At 41.7% G+C, this 15,924-nt stretch carries 17 protein-coding genes; 15 read left to right on the top strand and 2 right to left on the bottom strand.

Translation table 11 applies throughout. From position 1 onward, the window contains the following. The first annotated feature begins 10 nt into the window (after positions 1-10). The 4 genes from glpK (at position 11) to QFZ72_RS24905 (ending at position 5,576) form a co-directional block, all read left to right on the top strand. Positions 11-1,501 (top strand): glycerol kinase GlpK, encoded by a 1,491-nt coding sequence (glpK, locus tag QFZ72_RS24920; RefSeq protein WP_307438773.1) that lies wholly within the window; start codon positions 11-13, stop codon positions 1,499-1,501. 148 nt (positions 1,502-1,649) lie between these two features. After that, positions 1,650-3,320, top strand: coding sequence for a glycerol-3-phosphate dehydrogenase/oxidase (locus QFZ72_RS24915; RefSeq protein WP_307438771.1), 1,671 nt, complete (start codon positions 1,650-1,652; stop codon positions 3,318-3,320). A gap of 248 nt (positions 3,321-3,568) precedes the next feature. Next, positions 3,569-5,299, top strand: coding sequence for a phospho-sugar mutase (locus QFZ72_RS24910; RefSeq protein ID WP_307438769.1), 1,731 nt, complete (start codon positions 3,569-3,571; stop codon positions 5,297-5,299). 79 nt (positions 5,300-5,378) lie between these two features. Continuing rightward, complete coding sequence (locus QFZ72_RS24905) at positions 5,379-5,576, top strand: SDR family NAD(P)-dependent oxidoreductase (RefSeq protein ID WP_307438768.1); 198 nt, start codon at positions 5,379-5,381, stop codon at positions 5,574-5,576. Here QFZ72_RS24905 and QFZ72_RS29640 read toward each other — a convergent pair. Further along, on the bottom strand, positions 5,501-5,770 hold the full coding sequence (locus tag QFZ72_RS29640; protein WP_373464635.1) for a substrate-binding domain-containing protein: 270 nt from the start codon (positions 5,768-5,770) through the stop codon (positions 5,501-5,503). The genes QFZ72_RS24905 and QFZ72_RS29640 overlap by 76 nt on opposite strands. Positions 5,771-6,142: 372 nt before the next feature. Here QFZ72_RS29640 and QFZ72_RS24900 point away from each other — a divergent pair, with 372 nt between their 5' ends. The 3 genes from QFZ72_RS24900 to QFZ72_RS24890 are packed head-to-tail and all read left to right on the top strand — an operon-like array spanning position 6,143 to position 8,462. Then, positions 6,143-7,264 carry a GAF domain-containing sensor histidine kinase gene (locus tag QFZ72_RS24900; protein WP_307438766.1) on the top strand — a complete coding sequence of 374 codons (1,122 nt, stop codon included), beginning with the start codon at positions 6,143-6,145 and terminating at the stop codon, positions 7,262-7,264. Positions 7,265-7,276: 12 nt separating this feature from the next. Further along, positions 7,277-7,918, top strand: a complete 642-nt coding sequence (locus QFZ72_RS24895) for a response regulator (RefSeq protein WP_252203670.1) — start codon at positions 7,277-7,279, stop codon at positions 7,916-7,918. A 16-nt stretch (positions 7,919-7,934) separates the two neighbouring features. Further along, positions 7,935-8,462 carry an NADPH-dependent FMN reductase gene (locus tag QFZ72_RS24890; RefSeq protein ID WP_307438764.1) on the top strand — a complete coding sequence of 176 codons (528 nt, stop codon included), beginning with the start codon at positions 7,935-7,937 and terminating at the stop codon, positions 8,460-8,462. A gap of 96 nt (positions 8,463-8,558) precedes the next feature. Here the strand turns inward: QFZ72_RS24890 and QFZ72_RS24885 are convergent, their stop codons facing one another. Continuing rightward, positions 8,559-8,810, bottom strand: coding sequence for a YhdB family protein (locus QFZ72_RS24885; protein WP_252203671.1), 252 nt, complete (start codon positions 8,808-8,810; stop codon positions 8,559-8,561). A gap of 193 nt (positions 8,811-9,003) precedes the next feature. Between QFZ72_RS24885 and QFZ72_RS24880 the strand changes: the two genes are divergently transcribed. The 8 genes from QFZ72_RS24880 to QFZ72_RS24845 all read left to right on the top strand — a co-directional run bounded on the left by QFZ72_RS24880 (position 9,004) and on the right by QFZ72_RS24845 (position 15,700). After that, positions 9,004-9,708: a DUF421 domain-containing protein gene (locus QFZ72_RS24880; protein ID WP_307438762.1), complete on the top strand. Its 705-nt coding sequence runs from the start codon at positions 9,004-9,006 to the stop codon at positions 9,706-9,708. 144 nt (positions 9,709-9,852) lie between these two features. After that, positions 9,853-10,755, top strand: a complete 903-nt coding sequence (locus tag QFZ72_RS24875; protein WP_307438760.1) for an acyclic terpene utilization AtuA family protein — start codon at positions 9,853-9,855, stop codon at positions 10,753-10,755. Beyond that, the gene (locus QFZ72_RS24870) at positions 10,745-11,209 is read left to right on the top strand and encodes a hypothetical protein (RefSeq protein ID WP_307438758.1); all 465 of its coding nucleotides are present in this window, start codon (positions 10,745-10,747) and stop codon (positions 11,207-11,209) included. Before QFZ72_RS24875 ends, QFZ72_RS24870 begins: the two co-directional genes overlap by 11 nt. Next, positions 11,206-11,517, top strand: a complete 312-nt coding sequence (locus QFZ72_RS24865; RefSeq protein WP_307438756.1) for a DUF4387 domain-containing protein — start codon at positions 11,206-11,208, stop codon at positions 11,515-11,517. The genes QFZ72_RS24870 and QFZ72_RS24865 overlap by 4 nt, the downstream gene beginning before the upstream one ends. Before the next feature lie 11 nt (positions 11,518-11,528). Then, positions 11,529-12,431 carry a ribokinase gene (rbsK, locus tag QFZ72_RS24860; protein ID WP_307438755.1) on the top strand — a complete coding sequence of 301 codons (903 nt, stop codon included), beginning with the start codon at positions 11,529-11,531 and terminating at the stop codon, positions 12,429-12,431. Then, positions 12,397-13,323: an ABC transporter permease gene (locus QFZ72_RS24855; RefSeq protein WP_307438754.1), complete on the top strand. Its 927-nt coding sequence runs from the start codon at positions 12,397-12,399 to the stop codon at positions 13,321-13,323. Before rbsK ends, QFZ72_RS24855 begins: the two co-directional genes overlap by 35 nt. A 9-nt stretch (positions 13,324-13,332) precedes the next feature. Further along, on the top strand, positions 13,333-14,211 hold the full coding sequence (locus QFZ72_RS24850; protein WP_307438753.1) for a carbohydrate ABC transporter permease: 879 nt from the start codon (positions 13,333-13,335) through the stop codon (positions 14,209-14,211). Between the two features lie 31 nt (positions 14,212-14,242). Then, on the top strand, positions 14,243-15,700 hold the full coding sequence (locus QFZ72_RS24845; protein WP_307438752.1) for an extracellular solute-binding protein: 1,458 nt from the start codon (positions 14,243-14,245) through the stop codon (positions 15,698-15,700). Positions 15,701-15,924: the final 224 nt, after the last annotated feature.

Raw genomic sequence — 15,924 nt, 5'->3', positions numbered from 1 at the left:
GGGATTTATCATGGAAAAGTATATTTTGTCTTTAGACCAGGGAACGACTAGTTCAAGAGCCATTTTATTTAACAAACAGGGTGAAATTGTTCACATTGCACAAAAAGAATTTAAACAATATTTCCCTAAGCCAGGCTGGGTGGAGCATAATGCAAATGAAATCTGGGGTTCTATTTTAGCTGTAATCGCAACTTGTTTATCAGAAACGAATGTAAAACCAGAGCAAATTGCCGGCATCGGAATCACGAATCAGCGCGAGACAGCTGTTGTTTGGGATAAAAATACTTCACAGCCTGTATACAATGCGATTGTATGGCAATCAAGACAAACGGCTGGCATTTGTGAAGAATTAAAAGAAAAAGGCTATAATGATACATTCAGAGAAAAGACAGGATTATTGATTGATGCTTATTTCTCTGGAACAAAAGTTAAATGGATTTTAGATAATGTTGAAGGTGCAAGAGAGAAAGCTGAAAAAGGCGATCTTTTATTCGGAACAATTGATACATGGCTGATCTGGAAGCTGTCAGGCGGTAAAGCGCATGTAACCGATTATTCAAATGCTTCCCGCACATTAATGTATAACATTCATGAATTAAAGTGGGACGATGAGCTATTAGAATATTTAACTGTTCCAAAATCAATGCTTCCTGAAGTTAAGCCTTCATCGGAAGTGTATGCAAATACAATAGAATATCACTTCTTCGGTCATTCCGTGCCAATTGCAGGCGCTGCAGGAGATCAGCAGTCAGCATTATTTGGCCAGGCATGCTTTGAAGAAGGAATGGCTAAAAATACGTACGGTACAGGCTGCTTTATGCTGATGAACACAGGAGAAAAGGCAATCCGTTCTGAAAATGGCCTGTTAACGACTATCGCATGGGGTGTGGACGGCAAAGTCGAATATGCGCTTGAAGGAAGTATTTTCGTAGCCGGTTCTGCGATTCAATGGCTGCGTGACGGACTCCGCATGTTTAAAGATGCAAAAGACAGTGAGCGCTATGCTGACCGTGTCGAGTCAACAGAAGGTGTTTACGTTGTTCCGGCATTTGTAGGGCTCGGAACGCCATACTGGGACAGTGACGTAAGAGGAGCTGTTTTCGGCTTAACACGCGGCACTTCAAAAGAGCACTTTGTCCGTGCTACACTCGAATCACTTGCATATCAAACGAAGGATGTCCTGACTGCTATGGAAGCAGATTCAGGCATTTCATTAAAAACACTTCGTGTTGACGGCGGTGCTGTTAAAAATAATTTCTTAATGGATTTCCAAAGCAATATGCTTGGCGTCCCGGTTGAGCGTCCTGAAGTAAATGAGACAACTGCGCTTGGTGCAGCATACCTTGCAGGTCTTGCTGTGGGCTTCTGGGAGGACAAATCTAATATTACAAAACAATGGAAATTAGATAAGCAGTTTGAACCGGAAATGGAAGATGAAGTCCGCGATGAGTTATACGGCGGCTGGAAAAAAGCAGTAAAAGCAGCTCAGGCTTTTAAATAAACAAATCTTATGATATACTAACAACAAGTTAATAGAACGGTTGGAGATTGGGAGAGGCCACAACACTAGAGCAGGCATTTAATTGCTGCACTAGCTTGTTGTGGTCTCTTTTTTAATCCCTTCTGGAAAATATTAGGAGGAATATCAAATGGCTTTTTCAAGCGATAAAAGACAAGATATCTTAAATAAAATGACGCAGGAAACGTATGATGTATTTGTCATTGGCGGAGGAATCACAGGGTCCGGCATCGCGCTTGATGCTGCTTCAAGAGGAATGAAAATCGGTCTTGTTGAAATGCAGGACTTTGCAGCAGGCACTTCAAGCAGATCGACAAAGCTTGTTCACGGCGGACTCCGCTACCTCAAGCAATTTGAAGTCAAAATGGTGGCAGAGGTCGGGAAAGAAAGAGCCATTGTGTATGAAAACGGACCGCATGTAACAACTCCTGAATGGATGCTTCTCCCCATGCACAAGGGAGGAACGTTCGGACCTTTTTCAACATCGATCGGTCTTCGTGTATATGATTTTCTTGCAGCTGTTAAACGCGGAGAAAGAAGAAAGATGCTAAGCGCCAAGGAAACACTTGCGAAAGAGCCGCTTGTGAAAAAGCAAGGACTAAAGGGCGGCGGATACTATGTAGAATACCGGACAGATGACGCAAGACTTACAATTGAAGTCATGAAAGAAGCTGTTCGCTTCGGTGCAGATGCAGTTAACTATGCAAAAGCGGGCGGGTTTATTTACGAAAAAGGAAAAGTCATCGGTGTTCATATTGTGGATACGATTTCTGGAAAAACTTATGATGTGTACGCTAAGAAAATCATCAATGCTGCAGGCCCTTGGGTCGATCAGCTGAGAGAAATGGATAAATCGAAAAATGGAAAATCTCTTCAGATGACAAAGGGAATACATCTTGTCTTTGATCAAAGCAAATTCCCGCTGAAACAGGCTATTTACTTTGATACGCCTGATAAACGGATGGTATTCGCGATCCCGCGTGACGGCAAAACCTATGTAGGCACAACAGATACAGTTTACAAAGAAGATCCGAAAAATCCCCGTATGACAGTGAAAGACAGAGATTACGTGATTGAGTCCATTAACTATATGTTCCCTGACTTGTCCATCCGTGCTGAGGATGCTGAATCAAGCTGGGCCGGCATTCGTCCGCTTATTCATGAAGACGGCAAAGATCCTTCTGAAATATCAAGGAAGGATGAGATTTGGACATCTGAAACAGGACTCATCACCATTGCAGGCGGAAAACTGACAGGCTACAGAAAAATGGCAGAGCACATTATTGACCACATTGTAAAAGATTTTAAAGAAGCAGGATTAAAGGATTTTGGAGCATGCAAAACAAGAAACATGCCGATCTCAGGCGGACATGTAGGCGGTTCATCAAGTCTTGAAACTTTTGTCAAAACAAAAACGGAACAAGGCATGTCCCTTGGACTGACAGAAATGCAGGCGAAGCATTTATCAAGAAGGTATGGATCAAATGCAGATGCGCTGTTTGAGAGAGCAGAGACGTTAAAACCGTTTGCTGAAAAATACGGGTTGCCTATTTACATTCTCGCAGAGATTGACTATGCGATGACAGAAGAAATGACAGCCACTCCTTCCGACTTCTTTGTCAGAAGAACTGGTGCCGTGTACTTTGATATTAACTGGGCAAGAACGTATCAGGAGCCTGTCACAAATTACATGGCTGACAAACTGAAGTGGAGTCCTCGGCAAAAGCAGCAGCACTTTGATAAGCTTCAAACTCATCTGCACGATGCAGTTGTGCCAGACGAGGTAAGAAAAGCAAACTGATTATGAGAATACGGCAGCCGTTAGTGATGCAAAATCACTATCGGCTGCCATTTTTCATTAGATTTTATTTTTTTAAAATTGAATTTTTTTAACAAAATTAAAATATCAGCAAGCCCCAATATGTGTTAAAATAAGCCTTGGAATCGACTGATTTCTATTTTTTACATGCGAATTTAGGCAGGAATTGTCTAAATAATGAAGAAATAATTACATAACACTTACAACCCTAAAATTATTGGAGGTACATTATGAGTTTTGAAAAAAGCTATCAGCGCTGGAAAAGCAAAACAGATTTAGATTCAGAATTAAGACTTCTTTTATCAGATTTAGAAAATAACGATAAAGCGCGCGAGGATTGCTTTTACAAAAACTTAGAATTTGGAACAGGCGGCATGCGCGGGGAAATAGGACCTGGAATTAACCGCATGAACATGTATACTGTCCGAAAAGCATCTGAAGGCCTGGCGCTTTATATTGAGTCTTTCGGCGAAGAAGCGAAAAAACGCGGAGTGGCGATTGCTTATGATTCCCGCCATAAATCACCGGAGTTTGCAATGGAAGCTGCAAAAACTCTTGCAAGCCATGGCATTCAAACATATGTCTTTGAAGAACTGCGCCCGACACCTGAGCTTTCGTTTGCTGTACGGTATCTAAACGCGTTCTCCGGCATTGTCGTCACAGCGAGCCATAATCCTCCTGAATATAACGGCTATAAAGTATACGGCGAAGACGGAGGACAATTGCCTCCTGCAGAAGCAGATGAAGTCATCGCCAAAGTAAACGAAATTGAAGACGAACTAAGCATCCAGGTGAAGGATGAAGCAGAATTAAAAGCAGCAGGGCTTATTAAAATGATCGGAGAAGAAATTGATTCCGCTTATACTGACAAGCTTGTAACGATCTCTGTGAATCCGCAGCTATCTGAAGAAGTAGATTTGAATATTGTTTTTACTCCTCTTCATGGTACAGCAAATAAGCCTGTTCGACGCGGCCTTGATGCACTTGGCTATAAAAATGTAACCGTTGTATCAGAGCAGGAGCTGCCTGATCCAAACTTCAGCACAGTCAAGTCTCCAAACCCTGAGGAGCATGCAGCATTTGAGTATGCCATCCGTGACGGCAAAAAAACCAATGCGGACTTATTGATTGCAACAGATCCTGATGCAGACCGCCTTGGAATCGCCGTGAAAAATTTAGAAGGAGAATATGTCGTTTTGACGGGCAATCAAACTGGGGCCATTCTTCTTCACTATTTATTATCCGAGAAAAAAGAAAAGGGCATCCTGCCTGCCAATGGAGTTGTTCTGAAAACCATCGTAACTTCAGAAATCGGCAGGGATGTAGCGGCGTCCTTCGGTTTAGATACAATTGATACACTGACAGGCTTTAAGTTTATCGGTGAAAAAATCAATGAATACGAGCGCACAGGCCAATATACTTTCCAATTTGGCTATGAAGAAAGCTACGGCTATTTGATTGGGGACTTTGCACGTGATAAAGATGCTGTACAAGCAGCAATCTTAGCTGTTGAAGTGGCAGCTTATTATAAAAAACAAGGCAAGACGCTTTATGAAGGCTTACTCGAAATTTTTGAACAATACGGCTATTACCGTGAAGGACTTGAGTCATTGACACTTAAAGGGAAAGATGGAGCTGAACAGATTCAAAGCATTTTAACTTCATTCCGCAGCAATCCTCCTCAGACGATGGGAGATAAAAAAGTTGTGACGATTGAAGATTATAAAGCAGGAACCCGCTTCAACGCAGAAGCTAAAACGACAGAAGAGATCACGCTGCCGTCGTCTAACGTTCTTAAGTACTATTTAGAAGACGGATCATGGTTCTGCCTGCGTCCATCCGGAACGGAGCCGAAAGCGAAATTCTACTTCGGTGTAACAGGAGAAACACTTGCGGACAGCGAACAAAAGCTTGAAGCTCTTACTTCTGCCCTTATGAAAAAAGTAAACGAATTGATCTAATAAGGAAGCTATTTTAAAAAATGCAGCTGGAAAAGGAGATGGCCTTTTTCAGCTGTTTTAATTAAAAAGAGGTTTTATCATGTTGAAGAATCAGACGGCAATCGTAACGGGTGCATCAAGAGGCATCAGAAAGGAAATTGCCTTTCAGCTTTCAAACCAGGGCATGAATCTTGCTTTAGTTGGAAGCTCAGATGAAATTTTTCAAACAGCTAAGGAACTTGCTGAGGAACTAGTCAATGCTGGAGACAAAAATGGTGAAAAGTTCGAATTACTGTAGTCTACGATTGATAGCTCATCTGGAATAGATACACCATATTGTGCAGCTGATCTAAATATACTCATCACTTTTAAATCATCTGTTGCAAAAACAGCAGATGGCCGTTCCTGACTGTCGAATAATCCTTTAATCGATTCAGATGCACTTTCGACTGTGTATCCACTATCAATTACCCATTCTTTCCGGACCTGCAATCCATTAGAGGCTTAGAGCTGCAACAACGGTCAATTGGCATTGAAGATGCTGCGGCTGGAATTGAAGCTATCAAAGCAAGCGAAATGTTTGCAGTTGGAGTAGGCAGCTCCCTGCATAAAGCCGATTACCAAGTAGAAAATACGGATCAGCTTTGTTGGGATAAAATTAAAGAGGCTCATAAAAACTGGATAAACATTTAGATATTAAAAAAACTTGTAAATTTCAAATTTACAAGTTTTTTTAATATTTAAGAATTTCTTTTATTTTGGGATTTCCATCAAAAGTCTGAGAAAAAATCAGTCACATTAAGAAGGCAGCAAAAGGGGAAACGCTGATATACTATCAATATAAACACTGTGAAGGAGAAAGATATGTCAAACGATGAAAAACGCATTTTGGAACTGCAGACGCTAAAGACAATCGCTGAAACACTGAATCAGTCAAATGATCTCGAACAAATGCTTGATGACGTTCTTAAGAAGCTTCTTCACGTAACAGGACTCGAAACAGGCTGGATCTTTCTTATTGATTCAGATAAACAATATCGATTAGCTGCGGACCAGAAGCTTCCGCCTGCACTTGAAACAGAACATAAAAAAGCAATGTGCAGTGGGGATTGCTGGTGCATCGATAAATTTGCGGACGGCCGTTTAAACAAGGCTGCAAATATCATAAACTGCAAACGTTTAGAAGACGCAGAGCAATTTGAATGGGGCGAAACGAATGAAATTACCCATCATGCTACCGTTCCGCTTAGAACGGGGAATGAAAAAATCGGATTATTAAATGTTGCTTCTCCAAATAAAACTCATTTCTCGACCGAAGAGCTTGCCTTGCTCGAAGCTGTTGCTTTACAAATAGGAACTGCGATGAAACGGATGAAGCTTGTTGAAAACGAACAGCATCTTGCTCTAATTGCGGAGCGGAACAGGCTGGCGCAGGATTTGCATGATTCCGTCAATCAGCTTCTCTTTTCAATTATGCTGACAGCAAGAGGTTCAAAGGAAATGACAGAAGATCAACAGATGAAAGAGATGCTGTCATATGTTCAAGATCTCTCACAGAAGGCTCTTTCAGAAATGAGGGCTTTAATCTGGCAGCTTAGACCTCAAGGGCTGGAAAATGGGATTGCATCAGCGCTGATGAATTACGCGAAAGTATTGGGCCTGGAACTTGAAACGGATATTCAGGGTGTTCAAACTCTCCCATGTGATGCAGAGGAAGCCTTGTGGAGAATTGGTCAGGAAGCGTTAAATAATTGTAAAAAGCATGCACAAATAAAAACTGCTTCCATTCGCATACACCGTTCGAAAAATGAGGTAATCATGACAATTAAAGACCAGGGAGCAGGTTTTTCTTACAATGAAAAATTGCCGCTGCCTTCAATGGGGCTTCAGGGAATGAAAAATCGCGTCCAAAAATTAAACGGCACATTTCAAATAACCGCCGGAATTAATAGAGGCACGGAAATAGAAGTGAAAATACCAATTTAAGGGGGCATGATCATGGGAATTCGCCTTTTAATTGCTGACGATCACAAAGTGGTCCGAAGAGGGCTGCATTTCTTTCTCTCTACCCAAAAGGATATTGAGATTGTCGGAGAAGCTGAAGATGGGGAAGAGGCTGTAAAGATGGTACGCACGCTGCTGCCTGACGTGATATTAATGGACCTCTCCATGCCCATCATGAACGGAGTAGATGCCACAAAGGAAATCCGCACATTCAACGAACAGATAAAAATCATTATTTTGACGAGCTACGCCGATCAGGACCATGTGATCCCAGCCATTCAAGCCGGAGCATCCGGCTATCAGCTCAAGGATGTCGAACCGGATGAACTAGTTCATACGATCAGAGAAGTACTGAAAGGTGAAAGCAAGCTTCATCCCAAAGTCACATCCCATGTGATGTCCCATTTGATGCAAACGAATCAAAAAGATGAAAAGCTATTGACACCGCTTACGAATCGGGAGAATGATGTATTAAAGGAAATTGCAAAAGGAAAAAGCAATAAAGAAATTGCCGCTTCTTTATACATCACAGAAAAGACCGTAAAAACACATGTGTCAAATATTTTATCCAAGCTGTCACTCTCTGACCGCACACAAGCTGCCCTATATGCAGTCAAGAATGGCTTGGACAAATAAGAGAGGAAGAATGAAAATGAAATTGCTTGTTATTAATGGAAGTCCAAGAAAAAAAGGAAGAACCCGCCTCGCATCAGCATTTATTGCTGAAAAATATGGAGCAGCGCACATCGATTTAAGTGTTCTGAATCTTCCAATGTTTAATGGAGAGGAAGACCAGGAAAAGATTGAAGCAGTTCAGGAATTGAAAAACCAGGTTAAAGCAGCTGACGGTGTCATTTTATTATCACCTGAATATCACAGCGGCATGAGCGGCGCATTAAAAAATGCCCTTGATTATTTAGGCAGTTCTCATTTTGCACATAAGCCCGTTGGCTTAATTGCAGTTGCCGGCGGCGGAAAAGGCGGGATCAATGCTCTGAATAATATGAGAACCGTGATGAGAGGAGTTTATGCAAATGCCATACCAAAACAGCTTGCCCTTGATCCGATCTGTTTTGATTATGAAAACAAAAAACTTCTTGATGATTCAGCGGTGCTAGTTGCCCAGTTAATCGAGGAACTTAAGATGTATGTAGAATTTTATATACAAAAACAAAAGTAAAATGGAGGGGATTCCCTCCATTTTTTTTATTTGAGCAGAGCTATTTATTCGGTTCCATTGTCTAGCTCCACCGCCTAACCAGTCGGTTCCGCTTTTCTATGTCAAATAAGCATACTCCGCATCCTCTAACTCATGTCCTGTTTCTACTGCGTGATCGATATAGCGAAGGAGTGAATATAATTTCTTTTCGACTTCTCCGTAATTGTTTTCGAAGTTGTATGCGTGCAGGAACTGCTCAATCCGTTTTGAGAGCATATCATCTTTTGTTCGCACCATCAAAATCAAAAGATTATCCCACTGTGATCGGTGAGTATAATATAATGCTTTGTCGTAGTCGACTGTCTCCACAAACATTCCTCCCTATAAGGAGATATGTTTATTTTGTGTGAAACGGGCAATGATTTTCTGTGTAAAAGTTGGAGGACCTGTGTTCATCAGCTTGGAAGTGTTTCCCCGGGATAATTGTTCTGTAAGCGGCTCATAAACATCTTTGTTCAGGAGAAGAATAATGATTAATCACCTGTATTAGGGAGTGTAAAGAATGGATTTTTTTCATGGTCAGGAAACTCTTACATCCATTCAATGGATTCTGAGAGCTGTTTTTGCTTTTTTCTTTTTAGCCTTATCCGCTAAAGTCATGGGCCAGAGATCGATTGCCCAGCTGCGGCTCCTTGATTTCGTGATTGCACTCATTATTGGCAATATCATAGCTCATCCGCTTTCTGACGAAGAACTTGGACTAAAAGGTTCAATGATCACGATGACCGTTTTAATTATTTTGTATGCGGCGGGCATATTTATCAGTCTAAAGTGGCATGCGTTTCGCATATTTCTTGATCCGCCCGCTTTTCCTTTAATCACAAATGGCAAGATCTCTTATAAAAACTTGAAAAAAGCAAGATTAACGATTGATGATTTGCTTTCGGAGCTTAGGAAACAGCAGATTGAAGATCCTGAAAAAGTTGCCGCAGCCCTTTTCGAATCAGACGGCAGGGTTTCCTGTTTTTTAAAAGCGGATCATCAAACCGTTACGAATCTTGATCTGAATTTAGCCCCGGCTCCCTTCGATCTTCCTGTAACCATCATAAGAGAAGGCAGCATAAATAAGAAAGAACTTCAGCGTTTTGGGAAGGATGAAGAATGGCTAATCACTGAACTTAAAACCGTTCACCAAAAAAAAGTAAATGAAATTCTCCTTGCCATTATGGATCAGCAGGGCAGTCTGAGGGTATTTCTTTATTCATAATGTCTCCTTAAAAAAAATTTAAATGAAATACAAAATTTTGAAAAAACCTGGACATACCAATAAAAATCTGGTTTTACTAATAATATGTAACCGGTTACGTATATTTGGTAGTGCATGAAAAATTTGAATTTCAAGGGGGATGGCATGAGCAAAGAAATCCGGATTTTGTCACCATGCGGCATTCTTGGATACGGTTTTCCGCTTGAGAGCTTTCAGAATGGCATGAAAAAGAAGCCTCATGCGATTGTTGTGGATGCCGGTTCTACTGATGCAGGTCCGCATAAATTGGGGGCAGGTGTCGGCATCGTTTCAAAGAGAGCTGCGAAAAAAGATCTGGAGATCCTCATTTCTGCTGCTTTGGACACTCACATTCCTCTTATCGTCGGTTCAGCGGGAGGAGCTGGTGCAAAACCTCATGTTGAATGGACATTGGATATAATCGAAGAAGTCCTGTCAAATAAGAAAACCAGGCCTAAAGTTGGCGTCATTTGGGCAGATTTTGATAAATCGTACATCAGTCATGCCTTTAATGAGGGGAGAATGGAGAAAATGAGTCCGAATGTGCCCGATTTAACTCATTTCTCTTTGACTGAAACTCATTCAATTGTTGCCCAGATGGGACATGAACCCATTTTAGAAGCGCTTCATCAGGAGTGTGATCTTATTATTTGCGGGAGAGCGTTTGATCCATCTCCATTTGCGGCTGTTGGCATTTTTCACGGCATGGATGCAGGCCTTTCCTATCACTTAGGAAAAATATTAGAATGCGGTGCCTTATGCGCTGAACCTGGAACGACGAAGGATTGTATTCTCGGTACAGTTAAAGAAAACTCATTTACTGTTCAGGCTATAAATCCAATCAGAAAATGCAGTACAACAAGTGTGGCAGCTCATACCTTTTATGAAAAAGATCATCCCTATCTGCTCCATGGTCCGGGATTTTTATTGGATTTATCTCAGTGTGAGTTTAAAAATGCAGGCGAGGGTTTAATTGAAGTATCAGGCAGCAAATATGTTCCTTCAAAGGAGTTACCAAGTGAAGCTTGAAGGAGCGAGAGTGAAAGCATACAGAACATTTGTCCTTGCAGGGGTTCGTGATCCGGTTTTACTTAAAAATATCGAACGAATTGAAGCGTCTGTAAAAGAAGAAGTAATAAGCCATTATAGGGATATCCCTGAACATACTTATCAAATCAACTTTTACCACTATGGAAAAAATGCCGTATTAGGAGAAAGTGAGAGTGAACCCTTTTCAGGTCATGAAATTGGTCTTGTATTTGAGGTTGTCGCAGATACTCAAGAAGCAGCAAGCAGCATATGTGCAACGCTGCGCTCCACTTTTTTGCACTACGGCTATGAAGGAAGAAAGTCGACAGCCGGGAATCTGGCCTTTCCTTTTGCTCCGAGCGATATTGAGTTTGGACCTGTATATGAGTTCTCAATCTATCATCTTATGAAACTGAAAAAAGGTGAGATGCCGTTTCAATTGGAGGTTCTATGACAACTTTAGGAGAATACTCAAAGGTGCTTAGAAGCAAAAACTCCGGTCCATTTGAAATCACGCTGGATGTTCTATTCAGCAAAAGCGATGATTATTTTCATGTGAAGCATTCAAACAAAATTACCGGGGACGCTATTTGCAGGCTCTATCGTCTTAAAGCGGAGCAGCTGAAGCATATCGTTTTTTTTGATCAGGCGCTTGGATTCAAGATTACCTTTTTCAGAAGCCATTCGTCCGGATCTGTGTTTGACCGGGATGTATATGGTGCGCAGCAGCATGCTCCATTAATGGATCTTGAAATAGATTAGGAGATTTGACTATGAATAAAATAGCGGTTATTGGCAGTTTAAATATGGACCTGGTTGCCGTAACAGATATTTCTCCTAAAATGGGAGAAACCGTAATAGGGAAGGATTTTCATATGTTTCCCGGCGGAAAGGGAGCCAATCAGGCAACCGCAGCTGCGAGGCTCGGCGGCTCAGTCAAGCTATTTGGAACGCTTGGAGACGATCAGCACGGAGAGTTTCTGCTTCATCAATTAGAAAATAATAAGGTAGATGGATCAAGCATTCAAATGCGGCGCGATGCACCGACCGGCTGCGCAATAATTGAAATCTGCGAGGCTCAAAACCGGATCATCGTTGTCCCGGGTGCAAATGCAAAAACGGATGAAGCTTATTTGCAGAAAAAAATAGATGATCTTTTAGAAGCTGATGTCATCTTAATTTCAATGGAGATTCCGATGCAGCCGATAGAATACATCATCAAAGAGCTTGCCGATCATGGAAAAATCATCATTCTGAATCCTGCCCCGGCTGTTCCATTATCTGATGAGATAATCAGCCATTGCACATACTTGATTCCAAATGAACATGAAGCAAAAATTATTTTTAACAGCAAGTATGAAGAAGCAGAGGCTTTAAAAAAGTATCCAAATAAGCTCCTGATTACAAAAGGAGAACAAGGCGTCACCTGCTTCAATGGACAGGAAATCGAAACTGTCCCGGCCATCAAAGTAAATCCAGTTGATTCAACAGGTGCAGGTGATACGTTTGCAGGTGCATTTTCTTACGCGATTTCGGAGGAAAAGCCTCTAAAAGAATGTATTCAATTTGCGGTGATCGCTGCAGGCTTGAGCGTTGAAAAACGCGGGGCGCAGAGCGGGATGCCGACCGCAGCAGAAGTAAATGAATATTGCAGCAGGTCTGCTGATGATGATTAAACAAAAATTAGCGCTCATGCGCAAAGACTGGGTATTATACCTCATGATTTTCCCTGCGCTCCTGTACTTTGCTGTCTTCCATATTGTGCCCTTGATCGGCATGAAGCTTGCGTTTCAGGATTACAGGATTATTGGTGACAATGTGTGGGTTGGCATGAAGCATTTTAATGTCCTGTTTGATTCGCCTGCGTTTTTCTCCGTGCTGAAAAATACGATCATCATCAGTACGATGAAAATCATTTTTGTCTTTCCAATTCCCATTATTCTTTCTCTTCTCATCAACGAAGTCAGAAACATGCCTTACCGGAAATATGTTCAGTCGATTGTTTATTTGCCACATTTCCTGTCGTGGGTTGTCATAGCAGGAATTTGGATCAGTCTGCTGAGCCCTGTTGACGGCGGAGTGAATGTAATCCGAAATTTCTTTCAGCTGCCTTCGCTTGACTACATGACAAGCAAGGATCAAATACGCTGGGTGCTCGTCTTTTCTGAAATGTGGAGAAGCGCCGGCTGGGACTCGATTATCTATTTAGCGGCGATTATGAAAATCAGTCCTTCCCTGTATGAAGCGGCACGCATGGACGGAGCATCTGGCCTGCAGCAAATAAGGTATATTACGCTGCCTGAAATGAGCAATACGATCATTACGGTCTTTATTCTGAATTTAGGTTTCTTTATGAATGCAGGCTTTGATCAGGTGTTTAACTTTATGAATGATTCCGTAATCAGCGTTGTCGATATTCTGGACACATATGTATACAGAATCGGAATTCTGAACGGTCAATATGCTTACGCTACAGCAGCAAGTCTCTTCAAAGGCGTAATTGGGGTCGTTCTTATTTTCGGCACTCATTTCCTTGCAAAACGGCTGACCGGGAAAGGAGTATGGTGAGGAATTCCTATGAAAACATTGAAACTGTCTAAAATCCTGCTTTACTCAGTCTTATTTTTGATAACGCTTACAATGATTATTCCAATTGTGAATTTGCTTGCCATGTCCCTTACAGCACCTGAGAATGCTCACAAAATGACGGGGCTTTCTCTGATTCCGAAAGGATTTTCGCTGATTAATTATCAAATTCTTCTTTCCAATCCGCTTATCGTGAAAAGTTTGTTCAATTCAATTTTCATTACTGTTTCGGGTACTTTGCTGAATCTTCTTCTTACTGCACTGGCAGCCTATGTTTTAACAAGAAAAAGGCTTGTCGGCAGAAAGTTTTTTATGGTCATCCTGATTTTGATCATGGTTTTTGAACCGGGATTGATACCTGAATATTTAGTTGTAAAGGATCTTGGACTGCTTGATTCCTATTTATCTCTTATTCTCTATAAAGCCATCAATGTCTATTACTTGTTTATTATGATGCGATTTTTTGAAGATGTGCCCGAAAGCATACTCGAAGCAGCGAGAATCGACGGAGCAGGTCACTTGAATATATTTTTCAGAATTATGCTGCCGCTGTCAAAGCCGGCACTTGCAACGCTGGGCTTATTTTATGCCGTCTTTCATTGGAACGAATTTTTCAGAGCGTCTATTTATCTTACGGACCCGGGAAAATGGCCTCTGCAGCTTGTGCTCAGGCAATTCGTTGTTGAACGGGATAATGCTTCATTAGTCGGAGTACAGACCCTTTTAGAGTACAAAAGTGTGGCCAATCTTGATTTTGGCTCGCTGCAGGCAGGTACGATTATGCTTGCCATAGTGCCCCTCTTAATCATGTATCCCTTCATTCTGAAGTTTTATGCAAAGGGTGCATTAGAGGGAGGAGTAAAGGATTAGAAAGGCAAATTCATGATAAAGGAGAATGGCAATGAAGAAACTTTTGCTGATTATGCTTGCAGGTCTATTTGCATTTGCTGCAGGCTGCTCGGAAAAAACAGAAACGGCAGAGCAAAATGAGGATGGTTCTACTACAATCCGCATAGTCATGAAGGATGAAAATCCGTCGAATCCTGCTTCAGTTGCTTATTTTGAAGCGCTGGAAAAAGGATTAAAGAACGATGAGAATCTGAATGTGAAATTTGAGCTTGTAGAAATGCCGCAGGGAAACTATGCAGAAAAACTGAATTTGCTTCTGCTGAGCGGTGATATTCCGGACATGATTTATTTCCAGGGGGGAGATCAGCAGATTGCAGATCAGGATTTGCTGGAAGATTTAACGCCTCATATTGAAAAATCGAAGTATTTGAAGGACAGTCTTGAGCCGTGGAACGAAAAGAGACTTGAAAATTATCCGTACTTATTGTGGGTGAAGCCTCTTTCTCAGAAGACGCCAGTGATCAGAGGCGATTGGTTTGAAAAAATGAAATCGTCCAAAGCGCTAGCTGCCGATCCTACGATTGATAACTACTATAATTTCTTTAAAGAATTAAAAACGAACCCTCCGGGCGGAGCAGGAAAACCTGCGTATGCTTTTACGGCTGCTGGAGATCTCGAGGAACTGAATGCCATTTTCAACATGTCATTTGGCATTATCTCGTCATGGCTGAACAGCGGCGGGCAATTTGAGCATTACAAAGTATCGAAACAGGAGAAGGAGAAGCTTGCATTCTATCAAAAGTTATACAAAGAAGGTCTCCTTGATTCAGGCTATATCACGAAAGAATGGGATACAAAAGAAAAAGCCTTTTATGATGGGGAGGCTGGCGTGATTGTCGGCACCGCGGGCAAAGTCATTGATATCTACAATGGGAAAATGATGCAGACTAATGGCGAAAATGCCGGGGTGAAGGTATTGCCGCCTGCTAAAGGGGAAGGCCAGGGGTTTGGAGCTGCAGATGTCACAAAAGAAGCAAGAGGAGTAGCGATATCCTCACAATCAGAAAAGAAGGAGCTCGCATTTAAAATTCTGGATTACCTGGCAAGCCCTAAAGGACAAATGATTGACCGCCTTGGTTTTGAAGGGGAGCACTATGAGGTAACAGACGGAAAAATTGATCTTACAAACACGTATTATGATCAATGGTTTGCGAGATTCTGGGAGCCATCTGAATTCAAACCCGAAATGCCGCTTGAAAAGCCGCTGCTCGGAGAAGCGGCTGAAGAATCTTTGAATATGGTCAATGAATTCTACAAGGAAGATAATCTCTTTATTTTGCCTGAGGAATATATCGCAAATTGGGATGCAATGGAGAACCTATATAAAGAATATGCAACTGACATCATCACGGGAAAGCGTCCGCTTGAGGACTTTGATGCATTCGTAAAAGAATGGAATGCTGCAGGAGGAAAAGAGATTACAGAATATGCAAACAAGCAATTGAAATAGAAAAAGAGAGAGATTCTGAATTCGGGATCTCTCTTTTAAAATATAGGAGAATAAAGTTTGGCTTACGATGGCAAGCGGAAGCGCCCAACTCCTCGGCCAGAACAAATCTGTCATGCCTGAGCTAAACGGGCGATTCCGCTTTTCCTATAAAAAACATAGAATGATAGCCTATTCCCAGACGTAAGTTAGAATGAACAGCAGGAATTACAGCGAAACTGAAATGG

The organism is Bacillus sp. V2I10 (assembly GCF_030817055.1).
Taxonomy (GTDB): domain Bacteria; phylum Bacillota; class Bacilli; order Bacillales; family Bacillaceae; genus Bacillus_P.
The sequence above is the reverse complement of the archived record's forward strand: the minus strand, read 5'-3'. Positions and strand labels throughout refer to the sequence as shown.